General features: G+C 57.4%; 11 protein-coding genes and 2 pseudogenes. 4 read left to right on the top strand and 9 right to left on the bottom strand.

Going from position 1 to position 21725, the window contains the following annotated elements; translation table 11 throughout:
- Positions 1–40 precede the first annotated feature (40 nt).
- Positions 41–595, top strand: a pseudogene (locus DOCECA_RS03900) (DUF899 domain-containing protein); the annotation flags it as partial.
- Between the two features lie 236 nt (positions 596–831).
- Positions 832–1104, top strand: coding sequence for a hypothetical protein (locus DOCECA_RS03895; RefSeq protein WP_445571473.1), 273 nt, complete (start codon positions 832–834; stop codon positions 1102–1104).
- Positions 1105–1206: 102 nt separating this feature from the next.
- Here DOCECA_RS03895 and DOCECA_RS03890 read toward each other — a convergent pair whose 3' ends face one another.
- The 8 genes and pseudogenes from DOCECA_RS03890 to DOCECA_RS03855 form a co-directional block, all read right to left on the bottom strand.
- Positions 1207–1761: a hypothetical protein gene (locus DOCECA_RS03890; protein ID WP_445571472.1), complete on the bottom strand. Its 555-nt coding sequence runs from the start codon at positions 1759–1761 to the stop codon at positions 1207–1209.
- A 36-nt stretch (positions 1762–1797) separates the two neighbouring features.
- On the bottom strand, positions 1798–2163 hold the full coding sequence (locus tag DOCECA_RS03885) for a hypothetical protein (protein WP_445571471.1): 366 nt from the start codon (positions 2161–2163) through the stop codon (positions 1798–1800).
- Complete coding sequence (locus tag DOCECA_RS03880) at positions 2163–3446, bottom strand: VENN motif pre-toxin domain-containing protein (protein WP_445571470.1); 1284 nt, start codon at positions 3444–3446, stop codon at positions 2163–2165. The genes DOCECA_RS03885 and DOCECA_RS03880 overlap by 1 nt, the downstream gene beginning before the upstream one ends.
- Positions 3447–4288: 842 nt before the next feature.
- Positions 4289–4525, bottom strand: a pseudogene (locus DOCECA_RS03875) (transposase); the annotation flags it as partial.
- A 361-nt stretch (positions 4526–4886) separates the two neighbouring features.
- Positions 4887–5354, bottom strand: coding sequence for a hypothetical protein (locus tag DOCECA_RS03870; RefSeq protein WP_445571469.1), 468 nt, complete (start codon positions 5352–5354; stop codon positions 4887–4889).
- A 139-nt stretch (positions 5355–5493) separates the two neighbouring features.
- Positions 5494–5763: a hypothetical protein gene (locus tag DOCECA_RS03865; RefSeq protein WP_434562911.1), complete on the bottom strand. Its 270-nt coding sequence runs from the start codon at positions 5761–5763 to the stop codon at positions 5494–5496.
- Positions 5744–16342 carry a two-partner secretion domain-containing protein gene (locus tag DOCECA_RS03860; RefSeq protein WP_445571468.1) on the bottom strand — a complete coding sequence of 3533 codons (10599 nt, stop codon included), beginning with the start codon at positions 16340–16342 and terminating at the stop codon, positions 5744–5746. Before DOCECA_RS03860 ends, DOCECA_RS03865 begins: the two co-directional genes overlap by 20 nt.
- Before the next feature lie 25 nt (positions 16343–16367).
- Positions 16368–18074 carry a ShlB/FhaC/HecB family hemolysin secretion/activation protein gene (locus tag DOCECA_RS03855; protein ID WP_445571467.1) on the bottom strand — a complete coding sequence of 569 codons (1707 nt, stop codon included), beginning with the start codon at positions 18072–18074 and terminating at the stop codon, positions 16368–16370.
- Between the two features lie 247 nt (positions 18075–18321).
- Here DOCECA_RS03855 and DOCECA_RS03850 point away from each other — a divergent pair, with 247 nt between their 5' ends.
- Positions 18322–18597: a hypothetical protein gene (locus tag DOCECA_RS03850; protein ID WP_445571466.1), complete on the top strand. Its 276-nt coding sequence runs from the start codon at positions 18322–18324 to the stop codon at positions 18595–18597.
- Between the two features lie 223 nt (positions 18598–18820).
- On the opposite strand, the gene DOCECA_RS03845 is transcribed toward DOCECA_RS03850, so the two are convergent.
- A complete protein-coding gene (locus DOCECA_RS03845) occupies positions 18821–20167 on the bottom strand; it encodes a DEAD/DEAH box helicase (RefSeq protein ID WP_434650253.1) in 1347 nt (448 codons plus the stop codon).
- A 192-nt stretch (positions 20168–20359) separates the two neighbouring features.
- Here DOCECA_RS03845 and DOCECA_RS03840 point away from each other — a divergent pair, with 192 nt between their 5' ends.
- Complete coding sequence (locus DOCECA_RS03840) at positions 20360–21658, top strand: mechanosensitive ion channel family protein (protein ID WP_434675210.1); 1299 nt, start codon at positions 20360–20362, stop codon at positions 21656–21658.
- Positions 21659–21725 lie beyond the last annotated feature (67 nt).

Below are 21725 nucleotides of genomic sequence, written 5' to 3'. Positions count from 1 at the left end.
CATCATCACAGGCTCAGAAAATAAATCTGTCCCCTTTTTTCTGAGCCTCGCCGACCTGTTCGGCGGCCGCAGCCAACTGATCATCTACCACTTCATGTTCGGCCCCGGCTGGACCGAAGGCTGCCAGGGCTGCTCGTTCCTGTCCGACCACATCGACGGCGCCAACCAACACCTGGCCCACCACGACGTAGCCGTGGTCGCCGTCTCCCGTGCACCTTTTGCCGAATTCCAACCGTTCAAGCGCCGCATGGGCTGGGCCTTCGACTGGGTCTCGTCGCAAGGCTGCGACTTCAACTATGACTTCGGCGTCAGCCTCAAAACCGAAGACAGCGCCGCCGGAACAGCCACCTACAACTACGAAAAAACCGACACCACCGAAGGCGAACTCCCAGGCCTCAGCGTCTTCTATCGCAACGAAGCCGGCGACATCTTCCACACCTACTCCACCTACGCTCGCGGCCTCGACATTTTGGTCGGCACCTACAACTACCTCGACCTCACGCCCAAGGGCCGCAATGAAGACGAGATCATGGATTGGGTGCGGCATCATGATAAGTACGAAGAGGCCAAGCCCCAGGGCTGCTGCCACAGCTGATACGTCAGCCCGCCCAGTCGAGCGACGTGGCGAGGGAGCTTGCTCCCGCTCGACTGCGCAGCAGTCGCTTGCTTTAAGCCGACAAATGCCAGGCCAAACGTCCTACATAAGGCTCAGAAAGCGGCGTCTTGTGGCTCCGGAGTGGACCAGCTTATAGTCCCTCGTCGCCCAAAAAGGCGACCGGGTTTGGCGACCCGAATAAACAGAGAGACTCATCAACTTCCGAGGCTCTTGCTATGACTAGATTCATGCCCATCACTGGCGTCGACTGCACACCCGCCACCCTGCTCATCGACACCGAAGCCCCACTCGATGTCCTCTTCGAAACCGCCGACTACCGCATCCGCACCGTTACCCAGCTGCTGGAAAACATCGCGTTTCGTTCGGATATCAGTTCCGATACACTGGTGCTTTCAGACTTTTGCAAGATGCTGACGATAGCGTTGCGTGATGGGTGTGACGTGCTGGATGTAATTGGGAGACGGTTGCGGGCGCAAGCTGCTGAGTGACGAAAACGGGCGACCTTTGGGTCGCCGTTTTCATATGTGCGAAAAGCTAAATTTGTCCGATTTTCCCTTACTTTTTCCTTCCGCTTTCCCCCTTTTTTCAAGCTAAGGCAAGCTCGCAACCGGAACACGCTCCTGTGGCCGCGAGACATCAAACACATGCTGCTCGCAACGGTTGCCCACGAACTGAAACTCCACCAAATAAACCTTGCCCCGCTCCGGCGTAAAAGTGCTTCGAACCGGACCACAGCGGTAACTACTATCGATGCTGCCGCCACTGGCGGAACCAGAAACCTCGAACGGTTGATCGACGTCAGCCTGAACTTCCAACTGCGGAAAGTGCTTCAAGGTTGCGCTGTGCACCGTTTCGTTGACCTTGGCAATCCAGCCGAACACCTTGCCTCGACCGGTATCCACTACAGTCCCCTGCATATCCATCCGCTGATCAGGATCCGCCGCGCGCCTGATGGAAAACTCTACCGGATAAGTGGCCCCAGACGCTTTCATAATGACTTTGGCGTGCTGTGCATCGACGGTCACTTTGTTTTGCTGGAACTGGATGCCGTCGTTGAGTACGGTGGGGGAGGAATCTTTGACGTTGGATTTGCAGCCGGGTAACGTCAGGATCAGGGTTAAGATTACAAATAAAATTTTATTCATATTGGGCCCACGCAAAAAATCATAGACCGCACCTTTTCATACCCACTTAAAATCAGGAGAAATATTACATTCAATCCCTACAGAAACAAGAGCATTGCGCACCCGTAAAACTTCCTCTGCCTGGCCGACAAACACGAGAAAACTACCGGACTGAAGCTTTTTCCTAGAAACCAAAAAATTGCAACCCGCCACATCAGAGACTACTCTGACATGCGCTTCACTTTTATAATCACCAACACAGCTAACACTATACTCAACCTCATCCAATTTAATTTCCTCTATATGCGTCGTAACCACCGACCAGCCACAATCAGCGCATCTCACTCCTTGAGCGCTAGCCTCTTTGAAGATCTTTAGATCCCCTCCGCACCGTTCACAAAGCATAAAATTCGGCTTACTCATCAAGGCCTACCAGGATTGAATGTTTTAAAGGTCCCTTGGTTTGCCAAGTCAGGAAGATTAAACAATGGCGAACTCGGATTCGACGAGGACCTAGGGGCTACCACGACCTTACCATTACCGTAAGCCCATACCAAGCTAGTTGGTGCCTTCACGGGGACTCCCATTTTGTTTGCCAGATTCTGCGCGAATCCAGTGTCACATGCCCCGGTATCGCATGACAACAACCGGATAGGCTGGCCGGTATAGTTAGGATTGTTCTCGATAAGGCGCGATACGACTCGTTGGTCAGCCATTACCGTACCATTAGGGGTAACAATTTCTATTTTCTGTTTACTACCGTGAGCTATCACATCAAAAAAACCATCTGCATCCACGTCTGACCTCTTGGATGCATTTTTAAAAAATAAGTCCGTATCCCCCATAAAATTGGCTGGCCCCGGAACAGCTGTATCTGTTTTGCCCGTTACGCCCCTTATGCCGTAGAAACCAGCCAACGTCGCTGTAAGTGTGCTCAGCGTCATCGCCAAATCATAGCGACGCTCAACTTCATCACGTGTCATTCCCGACTCATTTGATAACGCAGTAATTACTACGTCCCTTGTAACATCCTCCGCACCCAACCCCTGCAACGCTTTCTCTAAATTTTCCGCATCGGCTGGATATAAATCTTTATAGAGCAGGCGATAAGAGGCATTTTCGCCATATTTCGCAAGGGCTTCTTGGGCTTGCGCAACCAAAACTGCACAGCCTCCGGACGACTTATTACCTGCCGTACAAATAGATGCAATAGCGGCATCTCGATCTTTATCACGTTTCTTTATCGAGGCCAGCTCAGCCTTTTCGTCATCACTAAGTACAGTTTTGCGCTCAAGGACGGCTTTTCTCGTCGCTTCTTGAAGACTGAGATAGTTGTTTTCTACAGCATTCTTCCCTGCCAGCGCAGCTGCTACCGCATCCAGCGAACCAGCCCCGACAGATGCACCACCAATACCCGCAACTAATGTGGCAAGACTGGATATGGTTTGCTTCTGTTCCTGCGTGAGCTGGTCGTTACTCACACCACCGTACAACTGCTCCTTGATAATCCGAGCCGCCTCTTCCGCAGCAACCGCCCCTACCGCTCCAGCAAGCGCAGAGTTACCGCTGGCCCTGGCAACCAAGGCACCCAATACCGCGTGCGCCATCAGATTTGCAGTCGAGTCTCCTTCGGTAGCGTCTCTAATTTCCTGGGCAATATATGGCGCCGCCGCACCACTCAAGGCACCGGTGATATTGCCTACCAAGACGCCTTGTACAATCGCGGCGATGGCCTGGGACGCTTTCTGGAAGCTGCTGCCCATTCCATGAAAAAAAGGGGACAGATTTATTTTCAGTCACTGCAAATCAGGTCAAAATGCTGAGCACTCCGCTAGTCACGAGGAAAATAAATCCGTCCCTTTTTTCCGCAATTGAGGATGCGCTGCCCGGGTTAAAGAAAAATAAATCCGTCCCCGTTTCTCAATGAAGGTCTGCCTGACGGCAGGCCATTACCGGCCCGCACACAAAAAATCTGACACTCCCGAAGAAGACCGGACACTTCCCATTTTGCACCGCTGTGGCTTTGCTTAACTCTTCACAACTAAATCCATCGCAATAGCTAACCTTAACTGAGAATGACGACCTCGTAGTTTTTTACGATACTGTTCAATTTCAATAGCGACGAAGTTTTCAGGCTTCGGATCTCCACAGTTTCGAGACAGTTCAAAACTGACCACAATAGAGCCGTTTACCAGAAGCACGTAAAAGTCCTCTCCCTGGTCGGGCGTGTGGCTAAGCACATAGGCAGACGAAATCGGGCCGAACATTTCCTCAAGAAATGTCAAAATTATTACATTATTAAATATGTAGCATGCTGAACAAATTAGCGTCTCTCTAATTTTCATCTCAGTCACACTGCCTATAAGTTTCATTTAAGCACCCCAGGAAACGCGGACACTAAATTCCCAGCCTCATCTGTTAGCACACTCATTTTCGTTGTGGAAGAAAAATCATTAAATTTATCCGTCCCAATATTTTTCCCTACGTCCACCTCCCGCACAAATCTTGGCCCATCTGAACACAAAAAGGGGACGGATTTATTTTTCTGCTCTCCCCTTGGCCGCCCCTGACCTCGTTGTTCTATTCGGATACCAACTATCCGCTCTACCTCATCAACGAAGCGTCCCGTCTCAGTCAACTGGCCTCGCTGCAACGCATCACGGATCAAACGGACCTGCTCTGCAGGTATGGCCTCGCACACGAAAGCCTCATACCTACGACGCCGCTCCAAAGCCGTAGCGCCTAGAGCAACGAAGCAGGGATCGACATCCAGCCATTCGCTGTCAGGCCCATTACCCACCCTGCTTCTGAGAAAAAAGGGGACAGATTTATTTTCCCATCGGCGTTTACCTCCCACGCGATCAACCAGGTCCGGATCGCCCCCCATCATCACAGGCTCAGAAAATAAATCTGTCCCCTTTTTTCTGCTCTTATGGGCTTGCTCAGCGAGCAGTTCCATATAAAAAACATAGTCATCATCTGAGAAAAAACAGACCGATCGATTATTCCCTCATTGTATTAGATGCAAGGGAACACCCGGTATCATGACGCGTGCTCTGCGTGGCATATAGGAAGAGTCCTTTCATACAGTCGAACCAAAAGCTTAGTCAACCTAAATAGAAGATATCACTTCCTTATATTTCCTGCTATTTCAGCCAGTCAAAGCACATCACAAAAACGTCGTCTGTCCCCGGTTCTGTGTTCACACCCTCACTGGAGCCCACTGACAGCATGCAAATAATATTTAAAATTTCTGCGGGCAGCTCAGATCCCTTTTTACCACATTTGGGTTTGGCGACCAACTTGTACTCTCCCCCACTAAAATCATGACTGTACAGCCCTTTTTTCGCCATAGAAACAAACGACTGCAAGTATCTATTCCGTTGAGCTTCGGAGCTGAACACTGGTAGATTCTCTTCGACCACCTCAACCTCAAACCACTCTTTTAACGAATCAAAATACTCATATATCAACTCATATTTAGAAAGGGACTCTTTTATTGACTGCGGAACGCCCCCCTTTCCTCCAGTCGTAAAATGCGCAAGAAACCCATCTTTATAAGAAGCAAACCAATCTAAATCATTGACTTCCAAAAACTCATCATCCATTTCCATTATTCCGCTCCCCCCCCCCAAAAAAAGGGGATAGATTTATTTTCCCATCGGCGTTTACCTCCCACGCGATCAACCAGGTCCGGATCGCCCCCATCATCACAAGCTCAGAAAATAAATCTGTCCCCTTTCTTCTGCTGACTTACACCATGTAACCCGCAGCCCTCATCAACAGCAAAACCGTCTCGTCAAACTGCCGATCAGACATACCTCTAATCGACTTTGAGCTCTTCCAGTGCCATATTACTGGAAGGATTTTGCTATCCAAACGATCATATTCTTCTAAAAAAATATTTGCCAAAGCATATTTATCTAAATGGGGATCGACCTCCAGCATCATGTTCAGCACCGTGCTTGGCAACTTGCCTTCCAGTAATTGCGCTAACAAATGTCTATTTTTTGAAGGTGACATAAGTAATGTCTCCAATGGTTTCAATTTTATCGACCTTTCCGTATCCGTATCTTTGGGATATTTGGCCTGTCCAAGTATTCAAGGCAGCGTTTTCTTTTGACATTCCATGAGCAATATTTTCGAGATATTGAGCAGTGTTAACGCTGTCAGTACCAGCCACCCAAGCCCCACGGATTTGATTGACCTGGATACCCTCATTGCCGAGACGTTGCATTGCGCTGGCAAACATGTCAGTGCCTGATGCATCGTACAAAGGGTGATTGTGTGCTGCACGAATATCAAACCCCAGCACTCCTTCCTTGTTTACGTTCACGACTAATCCTGCTACACCATCAGGATTGCCATACTTTAGTTCGACCCCTCCATCTTTGGACACGCTCATCATAAAATCGTCTGTGACATCGACTTTGGGGATGGGTGGCTCAATTCTCGCCAGTCCTCCTTTTTCATCGACAAGCACGGGGCTAGGTGATTTCCCGGTGGTAAGCCCACCTTCAAGCACAACCCCTATACCAATACCTATCGCAGTACTGGACGCCTCATTCGACTGTACAACCCTAGCGCCGTTGCCCTGCATGATATGCAGATTGTCAAGATAGCCCTTCAGGCGAAGCTCTTCCGGAATCTGCAAAACCGAATTCCAGGCCTCCTGCACATCAGCCGCCGCACAGCTAGGGCAGTTGGCCGCTCCCATTGCCCAAAGCGCCGCCTTTGACGGACCGCTGGCCATGCCTTCCACTGCCAAGGCAAAACCTTCCTGGCTACCTCGCCCCTTGGCCTCAAGGACTTCACGCATGTAGCGTGCATCGGTCCGGTAGTCCAGCGGATCAACCAATGCAACATTCTTTAGCATTTTTTCGAGTGAGGTCTTGTCTTTGAACAACTCGACCAAGCCAACGCGCTCATTGTTGTAATCGGCCAATGACACGTTGAACAAGGTGTCATTCTTGTACTGATTCAACTCCACTCGAAGATAATCCGCTGCCCTGGCAGTCTTGCCCTCCGTCAGCACGCTGTCCCAACCACGGTCCACCATGGCAGCGGCGGTGCGTAGCAGTTCCTGCTGTGCTTTTTCTTCGGTTAAGCCATTCTGCGCCGCGTATCGTTTTACGCGCTCTTTATCGCTGGCAAATTCGATTTCATCCGGGTGCAGTTGACGGTTGTATTGCGTACTGTTCTGCGCAGCCCATGAGCCAATTTGCAAGTCTGCCGCATCGCCACCGCCTGCTGCTGCCGCAAGTATTCCGATCAGTTGCGAGTTCATCACCAGCAACTTTTTCCTCTGCTCGGGTTGCATGCTCTCGAACTGCTTGGCGAGGGTATCAACCAGAGCCTCGTTCAAGCCGGCAGCCAATGCGCCAGTCTTGAAATCACCTCCAGCCACCTCAGCTGCTAAACCACCCATTACTGCGTGTAAACCGATCTTAGCTATACCGCCTTCTTTTAAATCGAACCCTTTACCGAGATCCCCCACGAGGTTGAACCCCGCCGCAGCAAAGGTGTTCGCCAGACTGGAACGCAGGGCATTATCGAACTGACTGTCACCACCCAGCGCCCGGTCCAGCAGCGTTGACGTACCGTTCTGCAACAGTTGGTTGGCGCCGAACCGACCGATGCCTTCCAAACTCGATAAACCACCTTGGGCAACAACTTTGCCCACGTTTGGCAAGGCTCCTTCCACCGATGTGGTGGTATTGGTCATCTTGTCGAAGATTCCGGCCGTCAATCCCGCCGTTACCCCAGACACGACATAACCGCGCAAGGCATCCGAAGAAGTGACGTCCTTGAATACGGCCCCCAGATTTCCACCGTTATTGATAAAGCTGACCGTGGCGTTGCTCGCAGCGCCCGTTGCGATAGCCGTGAGCGCCACGTTCGCCCAACCGGCGGCCACAGTTGAAGTGGCAACTGTGCCACCGACGACTGTCGATCCGGCCACTGTTCCGGCTGCCATGGCGGTCCCCGAACCTGCGGTGGCACCTGCCATGCTGCCAATCAAGCCACTGGCAGCACCCGCAGTGAAATAGACCACCAGAATCGCAATGATCATCTGCACAGCCGGCCCCATGCCGGAGTGGCTGTATTTATAAGAGTCGTGGACTTCCTTGACCTTGCGCCAATCCACATCGCCGCGCTTCTCGGCTTCGGCCAACCACGCCAGTTGCGGGTCCGCATCGACCATGGCTTTGATCGATTGATGGACGCTTTCTTGATTGACCTGCTTGATGTCGATGTTCAACCCATCGACAGCTTTGATCGCAATGGTACCGGCAGCAACCATCTGCGTCTGGCGCAGTGTTTCGTCGGTATTGCCCTTACCCGACATCGAGCTCCAGGCCATGCTGCTTTTGCTTTTTGCGTGGTCCTCCTTATGCAGGTCCTTTACAGCTTCGAAGGTAATAGAACCGCCACTGTCCAACGTGATGTCCTTGCCACTTTCAAGCTTCGCCACCTGATATCGCTGGTCATCCCCGCTCTTGATGACCAGATCACCTCCCGTAGTGATCTCACTCCCAACGTTCTTCACATCAGTCACTTCATCACGCTGAGTCTTCTTGCTCCCCCAACTCCCCTTTTTCTTCTCGTCATACAGCGAATAATCGCTGTCTTGTGCCGCCAGCAACCCCAGCTTGCCCCCCGCCACCAGATAAGCCTCGTCACCCGCCGCGATCCGGCTCGACACCATCGTCAGGTTCTTGCCGGCGTCCATGGCGACGTTTCCACCGGCGGTAATTTCAGCCTTGACCTGCTGGACATGGTCTTCCTGGATCGTCAGCTTCTTGCTCTTGTACAGAAAGTGCTGTTCATCCGCCGCCGAGCTGATGTTGACGTTCTCGGTCGCGGCCATGTCGACGTCGCGCTTGGCGTCGATCTGGCTGGCAACGACATTGAGGTCCCGGCCGGCCGTAGCCGATACATCTCGCCCGGCGCTGACGCTGGCGCCGTACTGGGTGATGGTGCTGCTGTTGCGGTTGACGTCGCGGATCAGGTTGTCGACGGTCTGCGCAGCGACGAGGTTGACGTCGTTTCCGGCATTCACGCGGATGTCGCGCCCACTTTGCAGGGCACCGCCGATGTTGTTGAGGCTGCCGCCCGCCGAGAGGCTCAGGCCATTGGCGGCTTCGATGCGCGCCGCGCTGTCGGCGAAATCGTTGCGATCCTGGACCTGGCCGTAGGCAATTTGCGATGACGTCACCGTGCGCTCGTTGACCACATCCCCCATCAACGCCGTGGCAGAGACATCCCGACCGGTGATGATGCCACCCGCCCTGTTGACGAGATGGTTGCCGGCCAAAAGGTCGAGACGCTCACCTGCTTGCACCAAGCCGCTGTTGACCAGATTCTCCCCCGCCGAAGCTGACAGGTTACTGGTCGCCTTCAGCGTACCTACGTTAGCCAGGTTCTTGCCGGCGACCAGGTTGAGGTTGTTGCCCTCAATCAACGCCCCATTCGGCGAGAGGCGGTTGTTGGCGTTGGCCAGGTACAACACCGGCACCAGGACTTGCTCGCCATTCACCTCGGCACTTTCCATCCAGACGATGTCGTGGGTCAGGGCCGCGACTTGTTCGGAGGTGAGGCTGACACCCACAGCCAGATCGAGCTCTGTTTTGCTGGCGATGGCGTTGTTCATCAGGTACTTGAACATGTCCTCGTTGGAGGTTTGTCCGTCGATGAAGCGCTGGCCGGTGCGAGCGATCACGGCTTCCTGGATCAGCTTCTGTTCATAAAAACCATCACCCAGGCGTTTGGCGCTTTCGTCCGGGTCGTAGCCGAGGTTCTCCAGCAGGTAATCCGAACTCATGAACTGCTTGAGGTCAGTGAGCAGCGGATTGGTTTCGATCAGGTATTTGTGCGGGCTGGCCGTCACGGTGCGCGTGGGCAAGCCTTGGACACGGTTAACGGTGAGGTCGGTCGTTCGTCCGCCCGCCGTGTCGGCATGGATGGGGTCCATGTTGCTAGCAGACGGTGGCGTAACGTTGCCCAGCGCAAGATCCCGCACTTGACCTACAGGCAGCGCTTGCTGGCGCTGGGCCGGGCTCAGGCTTGCGCTACCCAAAGACCAGTTCTGCGGTGCGCTGGCAGCCGAGGTACCGCCACCCTGCCCGCTCAGGCGAAACAGGCCATTTTGCCCAGTCGGCAAGCTGAACCCAGGCAGGCTCACCGGGTTGACTTGCTGTTGAGACAGGTCGGCCGGTAACTGACGGTTAAGCAACACAACCGAGGGGTGGGTCGCGCTGTAGACACTTGTGTTGGCGGAGCGGCCCGTCACGCTGGAAGAAGTGTTCAGGACGACCAGGCTGCTGATGTCGTTGGATGCGGTGAGCTTCGCAGTGCCACCGGCTTGAATGATGGCCGCTGCGACCGATGCCCCATCGGCCTGGACAGCAACCGGCCTGTTGATGCCGTAAAACAGAGAGGGATCGAACTTGCCGACCAGTTCGTTGAATGCCACGGGATCGAACGGTCCGGAGCGCGGGTGTTTCCTGTTGTAATCCTTGACCTCATCAATGAGTCGATAGAAATACTCACCGGTGATCCAAGTGCCCGCGCCTACTTCATGGCCGGATGTTCCGGAAGCCGAAAGCGCAGCCTTGTTGGTGATGTTGGTACTGGTGATGGACAGGTCGTTGGCTGCCGACACCACACTGTATTGGTTCAGGAAATCTGTGCTGTTGACGGTCAGGTTGCGTCCGGCCAGCAGCGTCGCGGTTGGCGAGTCCTCGCTGACAACGCTTTCTACGGTGTTGTAGATAAACACCGGGCCACGCACTCGCGGGGTATCCGGACCGTCGCAATGTTGGACACACCGGATGGTCATATAGCCGCCGGTGACCTCCTGCGCCATGCTGAACTTGTCGCGCTGGTTGACGATGTTGTCCGCGGCCAGGGTGATATCCCCTCCAGCTTCAATGCTGGCGGAGCTATTGAGCACGTTTTGAGCCGAAGTGCCTGCTGTGGCTCCGCTGACCAGCAGATTGCCCAGACTGTAGACGTCGGCGTAACGGTTGGTAAAGGACGCCGTCCGCAGCTCCATGTTCCGCCCGCTGAACAAGAACCCACGACCGCCATCCGGTGCTTGGGCGTTAAGCAGGGCCTGGGTTGTAACCGTTAGATCTCTAGAGGCCGCTATAGCCCCATAGTTGCTGACGCCGGCGGCCGTCACGCTTAAATCATTGGCTGATGACAACTGCCCGTAGTTGGTCAATTGCCCGCCAACTTTGATAACGGTTGTCGCGCCGCCCGCGATGCTTGCGGCGTCAGCCAACTCCAACTGCCCGGCGTCAGCGGTCAGGTTGCCGAGACTGGTCATTCGACCGCTACCGGAGTATGTCCCGCCAAGCGTCAGCACCAATGTGCCGTCACTGGCCAGCAGTCCGTCGTTGCGCCAGTTACCTCCGCTGCCCACAAAGGCCGTTGTCGCCAGCAATTGTCCCGTTGCGGTCTGGGTGAAATTGTTGACATTGACGTTCAGGGTGCCGGCTTGGAGTACGCTGGTGTTGGTCCAGCTGTCAGCGTTGAGTGTCATGGCTCCGTGCGTAACGAAGCTACCGCCGGCATTGACGACATTGTCGGTGGCGACACCAAAGGTGCCGATGCCGATGTGCAGGACGCTGCCATCGGCATTAAGCAAGTCGCCCACACCCAAGCTCAAATCGGTATTGGCGCTTTCCAGCACACCACTGCGGTTATCGAACAAACCACCGATCTGGAAGTTGGTTTTGCCGCCGGTACCCAACGCACGGATTTTTCCGGTCTGGTTGTCCAGGCTCCTAGCCTTGACCGACAAGGTGCTATCGCTCTCGATGATGCCCAGTCGGTTGTTCAAGGCGCCGGTCAGGTTCAAGTCGATCTGGCTGCCGGCGATCTGGCCGTCGTTGTCGCCGCTGTTGTCAAAATCGTTGGCCGTAACGTTGACTTTGCCTTTGGCGTAGAGGCCACCGTTGCGGTTGTCGAAGTTACCGGTGGTGATGACGACGTCGCCGGTTTGGGCCGAGATGCGTCCGCCGTAGTTGTCCAGGCCACCCAATGCGATAAGGTTCAGGCGCTGGGCCTGGGTGATACCGCCCTGGCGGTTGTTGTTCAGGTCGTAGCCGTTTCTCAGCACGCCGGTCAGGTCGGTTTTCAGCAGGCCTTGCAGGCTGGCGAGCACGCCGCCGCGGTTGTCGAGGTTGCTCGCTTCAACGCTCAGCTCACCGGTCTTGGCCTGGATGCGGCCGCTCTGGTTGTCGATGTCTTGGTCGACGACCAGGGTCAGGTTGCCCTGGCTTTGTACGGTGCCCTTGCCGTTGGCGAGGCTGTCGGCGTCGATTTGCACGGCACCGTTCTGGCTGTAGATGAGGCCGTCGGCGCTGTTCTGAACCGCGCCGGCGGTGGCCAGGACGAGTGCGTCATTGGCCGCGACGGTGCCGCGATTGCGGTTGTCCAGGCCGCCGATGAGCAAGGTAAGCAGGCTTTGGCTGGCAATCTGGCCGCCCTGGTTGTCGAGCTGCGTGGCGCGCTCGACCCGCAACGGCCCGGTGCTGGCAAGCTTGCCGTTGGTGTTGGTCAGAACGCCGAGCAGGTCCAGGGTCACGGCGGCATTGCCGATCAGCGTGCCGCCGGTGTTGTCCAGGGTGGTGCCGGTGAAGGTCAACGCTTGTTGCGCGTTGACGGTGCCGTCCGCGTTGCCCAGGGTCATGGCGTTCATGACCAGGGTCGCGGCGCTGTCGATCAAGCCACCTTGGGCGTTGTTCAGCAAACCACCGGTGACGGTCAAGGTCTGGTCGGCGCCGCTGGACAGAATCCCGCCGCGGTTGTCGATGCTGGCCGCGGTGATGGTGAGTTTTTTCTTGCCGGCCAATGCGCCGTCAGCACTGTTGAGCAGCGCACCGCTCAAGGTCACGCTCACGTCTTCGTCGCGGCTCGACAGCGTGCCGGCGTTGCGGTTGTCCAGGCTCGCGGCGCTCAGGTCAAGGCCTTTGAAGCCCGACATCAGGCCGCCCTGGTTGGTTACGTCGCGGGCCTTCACGGTCAGCAAACCGTTGCTGATGAGTTTGCCGGCGCTGCTATTGAGATCGCGAGCCGTCAGGTCGAGGTTCTGGCTACTGGAGATTTCGCCGCCCTGGTTGTCCAGGTCCCGCAGGTTCTTGAGGCTGAGTACACCGGCGGTGGTGATAAGGCCGGCGCCGTTGTTCAGATCGCCAGTGGCGGCACCGAAGTCGATGGCGATGGCGCTACCCAGCAACGAACCTTGCTGGTTGTTCAAGTCGCGGGTGCTGATGGTCAAGGCGTCAGTGGCGTTGATCAGGCCCTGGTTCTGGTTGACCAACGGACCTGTGAGTTTCAGGTCGAGGTTGGCGCGGCTGGTCAGGGTGCCGCCGCTGTTGTCCAGGCTGGCGGCCTCGACATCCAGCACGGCGGCGGCGATCAGGCCCTTGAGGTTGGTCAGCGCGTTGTCGATGCGCAGGGTCATCGCCTGGTTGCTCAGCAACTTGGCGTTGTCGTTGATCAGGTTTTGCGCGGCCAGGGTGAACGCCTGGGCGCTGGAGATTTCACCCCCAGCGTTGTTGACGCCCTTGAGGTTTTTCAGCATCAGCAAGGGGGCGTTGATCAAGCCGTTCTGGTTGTTCAGTTGCCCTTGGTTCAGATCAAGACTCAGCGACGTGTCGCTGAAGAGTTGGCCGCCCTGCTGATCGAGGCCTGTGACGCTGGCGGTCAGCGCGCCGCTGCTGGCGATGCGTCCGCCGTCCTGGTTGGTCAACTGTTTCGTGGTGAGTTCGAGGTTGGCGCCGCTGCTCAGGCGTCCGGCCTGGCTGTTGTCGAACGCGCCGGTTTCAATAGTGACCGCTTGCTTGGCGCTGATGCTGCCTTGGTTGCGGTTGTCCAGGCTTGCGCTTTTGAGGATGAGACCGGCATCGGTGACGATGCCGCCGCCCTGGTTCAGCACGGCGTTATCAAGCGTGAGCGCCAGTGCCCCAGCACTAGAAACGCTGCCCAGGGTGTTGATGAGGCTGGCGGCGGTAACGTCGAGCGCCCCTTCGGCGCTCAAGGCGCCCTTGGCGTTGTTCAGGTCGCCGTCGAGGTGCGCGGTGAGGTTCTTTTGGGTCAGCAGCGAGCCGCCGCTGTTATCCAGCGTTTCGCCGGTCAAGGTCAGGCCGGTCTTGCCGGAGAGCAGGCCCTTGGTGCGGTTGAGCACGTCCTGCACCGTCAGGGCCAATGCGCCGTTGGCGATGACTTGACCGCCGTCGCTGTTGTCCAGCGCGTCGCCGGTCAAAGCAACATCGCCGTGGCCAGACAGTTCGCCGCCACGGTTGTCGATCGAACCGACGTTCAGCGTCAGCGTGTCGGTCGCCCCGACCAGCCCTGCCGTGCGGTTGTCCAGCGAGGCGCCGGTCAGCGTCAATCCGCCGAGGGCGATCATCTGGCCGCCCTGATTGTTCACACTGTCGATAGTGGCCGTGACGTTGGTTTTGCCGGCGATCTGGCCGGCGCCGTTGTTGAGGTGGGTGGCCTCGATGTGCAGGTCACCGTCGGCAATGATCGCGGCGTCCCGATTGATCAGTTGACCGTCCACGGTCATGACCAGGACGCCACGGCTGCTGATCAGGCCATCGGTGTTGTCCAGGCTGGCGCTGTGGGCGTCGATGGATTGGGCGGAAACCAGCCCCTTGATGTTATTGAGCGCCTGGTCGATACGCAGGGTCAGCGCCTGGTTGCTGATCAACTTGCCGTCGCGGTTATCGAGGTTGCGGGCCGCCAGCGTGAACGCCTGGGCACTGGAAATCTCGCCGCCACGGTTGTCCACGTCCTTGAGGTTTTTCAACACCAGGAGCGGCGCGTTGATCACGCCCTTGAGGTTGTTCAAATGGCCGTTGTTGAGGTCCAGGGTCAAGGCTGTTTTGCTGAACAGTTCGCCGCCCTGCTGATCCAGGCCGGTGATGCTGGCGGTCAGCGCCTTGTCGCTGGCGATGCGACTGGCGGCGCCGTTGTTGACTTGGTTGGCGGTGAGATCAAGGGTGTCGCCGCTGATCAGATAACCGCCTGCGGTGTTGTCGAACACGCCGGTGGTGACGCGGGTGGCGCCCTTGGCGCTGAGCAGGCCGTTGCTGTTGTCCAGGGCGACGCTGGTAACTGTAAGGGAGGCGGCGCCGGAGACTTCGCCGTCGTGGTTATTCAACTGTCCGACATCAGCCGTCAGATTGCCGTTGCTATTGACGATGCCTTGGGTATTGAGGAGTTTGTCGGCGGTGACGTTCAGCGCGCCGCTGCTCAACACACGACCCTTGTTCTGGTTATCCAGCGTCCCGGCTTTTACCGTGGCGGTTTGTCCGGCGCTGAGGGTGCCGGCCTGGTTGCTCAGCGTTTGCGCAATGTTGGTCGTGAGGTTACGGCTGGCAACGATGCTCTTGCCGCTGTTATTGAGCGCCTGCGCCGTGACGCTCACATCTCCCGCAGCATTGCGCGTGTTATTCGCATTCACCCCAGCTTCAATAATCCCGTTGTTGCTCAACTGTCCACCGGCACTGAGGCTGATGCCATCGCGCGCCGCCAACGTCTGCCGGTTGGTTAAATCCCCCTGAGCCTGCGCATTCAACGTCGTCCCGGCATAAACCGGTCCCTTCACATCAATGCTCGCAGCCTTGACGTTAACCGCCCCCGTGGCCGAGGTATCGACCATGCTCAAATGCCCATTGGCATCGAGCTGGATATCCCCGCCACTGGCAATCAACTTGCCGTCCAGCTTCACTCCAACCCCTGCCTCGGTGCCGACCAACTTGATCGCCCCGGCGTACATCCCGCCCAGGGCCGAGGAGTCGATCGCCAGTTCCGGCTTGGCGCTGCCATCGTCGGCACGGGCCGTGGCATTCAAGGTATCGGCGTTGACGTCGTTGCGACCGGCCACGATCGTCAGGTTCTTGGCCTGGATTTCGGCATTGATCTTGGCGCTGCGAGTGATGATTTCGAAATGATCGACGTTGTTCGCGTTGAGCCCCGCGCCTTCGATGGAGACGCTGCCCTGGTCCACTTGGTAGCGATCCAACCGACCATTTTCCACCACCGGTTTGCCGGTGCTCAGGGTCACTTTCGGGCTGTTGATGAAGCCGCAGCCGTTGCAGGTGATGCCATACGGGTTGGCAACGATGACGTGGGCCGACTGCCCTGCCACTTCGGTGTAGCCGCGCAACTGGCTGGGGTTGCCGCCGTTGACTTCGTTGAGGATGGTCGTGGCGGCCGTGCCGTTGAGATTCGGGTTGCCGAGGATGATCCCGCCCAGTTGCGTGGACTGGGTCCGGGATGTGGCGTTGTTGAGAATGATGCCGTTGCTGCCGACGTTGTAGTCGGTAAATGTGTTGTGGGACAGGCCGCTGCCGTTGGGCTTGGCGATGTTGACGATGGGCACGCCGTTGCCCGCCTTGCCGAGACTGGTGCCCGGCGCGCTGACCACGATGCCGTCGGCCTGGGCCCACAGCGGTTGCCAGAACATGACGTTGGCCAACAGGAACGCCAGGCCGCGCTTGGGCATGCCGAGGAACCGCTCGCGGTTTTTCAGGGCAGCAGAAGGTTGGCGGGCCAGGAAGGTGTATTGGCGGTCATCCATGATCGGGTCTCGTTGCAGCGAATTTTTAGATGGATAGGTCAAGGCGGAAGTAGATCGGCGCTTCGCGCTCGGTCAGGGCATCCGGACGTTCCAGGGAATGGGCGAAGGCCACGCTGGCGCTCAGGTGTTGACCGCGGGCAAACAACTCCAGCGAATTGCTCGACATACGTCCGTGCTGATCGCCGTTGTAGCGATCGCCCCGAATGACGCCCTGGTCGTAACCGAGGCTGGTGCCGTATTCGGCGAACACCGGACGCAGCCATTCCACGGTCACCGGACGGCTCCAGCGCAGGTCGTTGCGCCAGTAACCACCGCTGTCCCCCGCCAGGGATTGATCCTTGTAGCCACGAATCGATGATTCCCCGCCCAGGCTCATGCGCTGCGGGCTGAACAACACGTCTTCGCTGCGCTGGCCGGTCATCAGGCTGCTGAAGCTGAAGGACTCTCCCCCTATCTGGAACGGTTGCAGATAGCTGAGGGTGGCGGTGTATTTACGGTAGCGTGCATCGGCCTGACCCGGCCTCGGGTCGTCGTCACCTTGGGCATCGAAGGCGCCGATGCCTTGCTGCATGCCCAAATCCAGGTTGACGAAAGCGTTGCCGACCCGACGACCGTGGTTGATGCCGAACTGGCCTTCGCTGAGGCGATTGCTGCTGACATCGAGTTTGCTGTCTTCGATGTAGCTGTTGGTACGCAGGTAGGCCAGGCCAGTGTTGAGAGAGGTTTTGCTCACCGCGTCGCGGTGGATCACCCGCTCGACGCGCAACTGATGGTTCTGGCTGTCGCCGGTCTGCTTGAAGTTGAAACCGTTGGCCGCGATCTGTGAGCGGTATTCGCTTTGGCTGTAGGTGTAGCTGACGTTCCACCAGCCCCAAGGCAAGTTGTAATAGAGCATGGCGTTGTTGGAGGTGTGCTGGTGGTCGGTCATCGCATCGTGGCCGCCGCGCAACATCAATTGATCGGCTAATCCCAGCGGACTGTCCCACTCGAAACGAGTGCCCCACTGTTGTTCGCCGGTGCTGCGCTGGCCGTCGTTGCTGCGAGAGAGGCCGGCGCGCCAAGGCTTTTGTGGATCGTTGGTGACGCGTACTTCACTGCCGCCAACGTTCTGGCCAGGGGTCAGCTCCATTTTGGCCTGGTTCGAAGGGAGGCGATTGAGCTGGTCCACCAGTTGCTCGATTTCCCGCAGGTTGACCAGGTCGCCGGTCTTGCCGGGAAACGCCATCGCCAATTCCCGCTCGGACAACCGGCTGTTCTCGGCGCCCTTCAGGCCTTCCAGTCGCCCTTCCACCACCAATACGCTCAGGTGTCCGGCGGACAAATCCTGCTGCGGCAGATAGGCACGGCTGGTAACCAGGCCTTTTTCGATGTAGTGATCGGTGATGACTTTGAGCAATTCGTTGAGCTGCGGCACGCCCAGGCATTGGCCGATGTAGGGCTTGAGCAAACGCTCCTGATCGCTGGCGGACAAACTGTCGGCGCCTTTGAGCTCAATGGTCTTGATGGGAAAGCAACGGCTATCGGCAGGCGCTGTCGGCTGGGTAGGCTTCGCCTCCTTGCCCGGCAGGTCCTTGAGTTCTTCCAGACGCCGGCGCTGCTCTTCGAGCAAGCGATTCTGGCGTTCGCGGATCAGGTCGGTGTCGCCGGGAGTTGGGGCGGCATGAGCAAGGGAAAGCGGAGAAAGGCACAGCAAAGCCACGCACAACCTCGCCCAAGGGGCGGGTGAGAACATGTTCGATCCTTCGACAAAAGCGATATCAAAATAGTGGCGCAATATTAATGAGCCATCATTTTGGCGTCAACCAACCGCGTGCGCTTCGAGATCATTGGCGCACCCGCTTATCTGAGAACCAGACGGCTCTTGAACATCGAACAGTCCGCCTCCTGCAGGGCTGGCGCCGTGGCAATCAAATGAACTTTCCAACGCAGCCCGGCCTCAACCGGATATCTGCCCAACAAAGGAATACGAGGCCCGAGCCATGAAAACCCTCCTCAAACTCACCCTCGCCGCCACTCTCGCCTGCGCCCTGCCGGCCTGGGCTACGTGCACGCCTGAAGAAGCCACCATCAAGCGTGAGCAGCTGGCGGACAAAGTCGCCAAGCTCACCGAGCAGGACCCATCCAAGGCAAAAGAGATGAATGAAGAACTGCAGGCCATGAACATGGAGACATCCAGCAAGGACGTGCCGGACAAGTGCCAGTTGATCGACAAGCGTCTGCAGGAGTTGGAAGAGGCGCAGAAGAAGGCGGAGTGATGAGTCGGGCACGACCCGCTTTTGTGGCGAGGGAGCTTGCTCCCGCTGGGCTGCGCAGCAGTCCCAATAAAAGCCCCCCGTTTGCTCCTGGCACACCGAGTCGCTGGTTTTAGGGCTGCTTCGCAGCCCAGCGGGAGCAAGCTCCCTCGCCACAGGGTTGTGGAATTCCCTCAATAAAAAACCGGACCCAAGGTCCGGTTTTTTATTGAGCGTTAACGCGATTTCACTCAGCCGCCGGCGCCTCTGGCTTGCGGCGCTTGAGCGGGGCCATGCCGTCCTTGCTGACCAGAGACGGCGCGTCGGTCTTCGGGCGGTTGGCGGTCTTGCGTTTGGTCGGGGCCTTGGCGCCGGTCTTTTTCTTGTCGCCCTTGCCGTCGACCTTTTTCTTCTTCACGCCAACGGCCTTGCCCGATGCCTTGACCTTCTTCGGTCCGCTGTAGGTGCCTTTGACTTCCTTGATGGTGCGGCGCTCGAAGCTCTGCTTCAGGTAGCGCTCGATGCTCGACATCAGGTTCCAGTCGCCGTGGCAAATCAGCGAGATCGCCAAGCCATCGTTGCCAGCACGACCGGTACGGCCGATGCGGTGAACGTATTCATCACCACTGCGGGGCATGTCGAAGTTGATGACCATGTCCAGGCCTTCCACGTCCAGGCCACGAGCGGCGACGTCGGTGGCGACGAGGATTTTCACGCCGCCCTGCTTCAGACGGTCGATGGCCAGCTTGCGGTCCTTTTGATCCTTCTCGCCGTGCAGCACGAACGCCTTGTATTCCTGGGCAACGAGGCGGCCGTAGATGCGGTCGGCCATGGCCCGGGTGTTGGTGAAGATGATGGCCTTTTCGTAGGTCTCGTTGGCCAGCAGCCAGTTCACGATCTGTTCTTTGTGCTGGTTGTGGTCAGCGGTGATGATTTGCTGGCGGGTGGTGGAGTTCAGCTGGCTAACCGCGTTGAGCTGCAGGTGCTCGGGGTTGTTCAGCACCTTGGCGATCATCTCGCGCAGGCCCGAACCGCCGGTGGTGGCGGAGAACAGCATGGTCTGCTGGCGGTTCACGCACTCGTCTACCAGGCGTTGCACGTCTTCGGCAAAACCCATGTCGAGCATGCGGTCGGCTTCGTCGAGCACCAGCACTTCGACTTCCTTGAGGTCGAGGTTGCCGGCGTTCAGCTGCTCGATCATCCGCCCAGGGGTGCCAATCAGGATGTCCGGAACCTTGCGCAGCATGGCGGCCTGGACCTTGAAATCTTCGCCGCCGGTGATCAGGCCGGACTTGATGAAGGTGAACTGCGAGAAGCGCTCCACTTCCTTCAAGGTCTGCTGGGCCAGTTCACGGGTTGGCAGCAGGATCAGCGTCTTGATGCTGACACGGACCTTGGCCGGGCCGATCAGGCGATTGAGGATCGGCAGCACGAACGCGGCCGTTTTGCCGCTGCCGGTCTGCGCCGTCACCCGCAGGTCACGCCCTTGGAGCGCGAGCGGAATAGCCGCTGCCTGCACTGGCGTTGGCTCGACAAATTTAAGCTCGGCCACGGCTTTGAGCAGGCGTTCGTGCAGGGCGAATTGGGAAAACACGGGTGCTACCTCGAAGAAATGCAAAAAAACAGCTGCATAGGGTAACGGTTTCGAGCGCGAAGGCCGAGTTTCTTTATGCAAACGGCCGCAAATCAGTGTGTTGTCATGATTGGATTCACGATCAACGGTCACTTCCCGCCGCTTAAAATGCTCTAATTCGCCCCTCGCGCTCATAAAAGAACCGACTCGCCCATGGATATCAAACAACTCTGGCTCAACCTCCAGGATTTCTGGGGCGCCCTTGATCAACATCCGATCCTGCATTCGAGCCTTGCGCTGGTGTTGCTGCTGGCGATCGCGCTGGTGCTTGGACGGGTGGCGCGCTATTTGATCCTGCACGGCGCCAAGCTGATCGGCCGCCAGCCGGCGCTGCACTGGGTCAACGACCTGCGCCAGAACAAAGTTTTTCATCGCCTGGCGCAGACGACGCCGTCGCTGATCATTCAGTTCGGCTTGCACCTGGTGCCAGGGCTGAGCAAGACCAGCATGATTTTCCTGGGCAATGTCGCGCTGTCCTTCACCATCCTGTTCATGTTGCTGGCCATCAGCGCCTTGCTCAGCGCCCTGCTGGACGTCTACGCCCGCACCGAACACGCGCGCACCCGCTCGATCAAAGGCTACGTGCAGCTCACGAAAATGGTGTTGTACGTGTTTGGCGCGATCATCATTGTCGCCACGCTGATCGATCGTTCGCCGCTGTTGCTGCTGTCGGGCCTGGGTGCGATGTCGGCGGTGATCCTGTTGGTCTACAAGGACACCCTGCTGTCGTTCGTCGCCAGCGTGCAGCTGACCAGCAACGACATGCTGCGGGTTGGCGATTGGATCGAAATGCCACAAGTGGGCGCCGACGGTGATGTAGTGGACATCACGCTGCACACGGTGAAGGTGCAGAATTTCGACAAGACCATCGTCTCGATCCCCACCTGGCGGTTGATGTCCGAGTCGTTCAAGAACTGGCGCGGCATGCAGCAATCCGGCGGACGACGGATCAAGCGCAGCCTGTTCATCGACGCCAGTGGCGTGCGCTTCCTGCATGACGACGAAGAGCAGCGCCTGTCCCAGGTTCGCCTGCTGACTGATTACATCGGCCGCAAACAGGCCGAGCTCAAGGCCTGGAACGAAGCCCAGGGCAACGTCGCGGCGATGTCGGCCAACCGTCGGCGCATGACCAACCTGGGCACCTTTCGCGCCTATGCCCTGGCCTATCTGAAAAGCCACCCCGAGATCCAGCCGAACATGACCTGCATGGTCCGGCAGCTACAGACCACCGCCCAAGGGATCCCGCTGGAGATATACTGCTTCACGGGTACCACCGTGTGGGCCGACTACGAGCGCATCCAGGGGGATATTTTCGATTACCTGCTGGCGGTGATGCCGGAGTTCGGGCTGGGCTTGTACCAGCAGCCGAGCGGCACGGATTTGCGGGCGGGATTGCTGCCGGCGGCGCTGGGGACGAGTCACTTGTCGGAGCCGGAGAAGCAGGCGGTCTAAAGCCAACCCCATTCGCCTGTGGGAGCGAGCTTGCTCGCGATAGCAGTGTGTCAGAAACATAGATGCT

This window comes from Pseudomonas sp. E102, assembly GCF_052660185.1.
The sequence above is the reverse complement of the archived record's forward strand: the minus strand, read 5'-3'. Positions and strand labels throughout refer to the sequence as shown.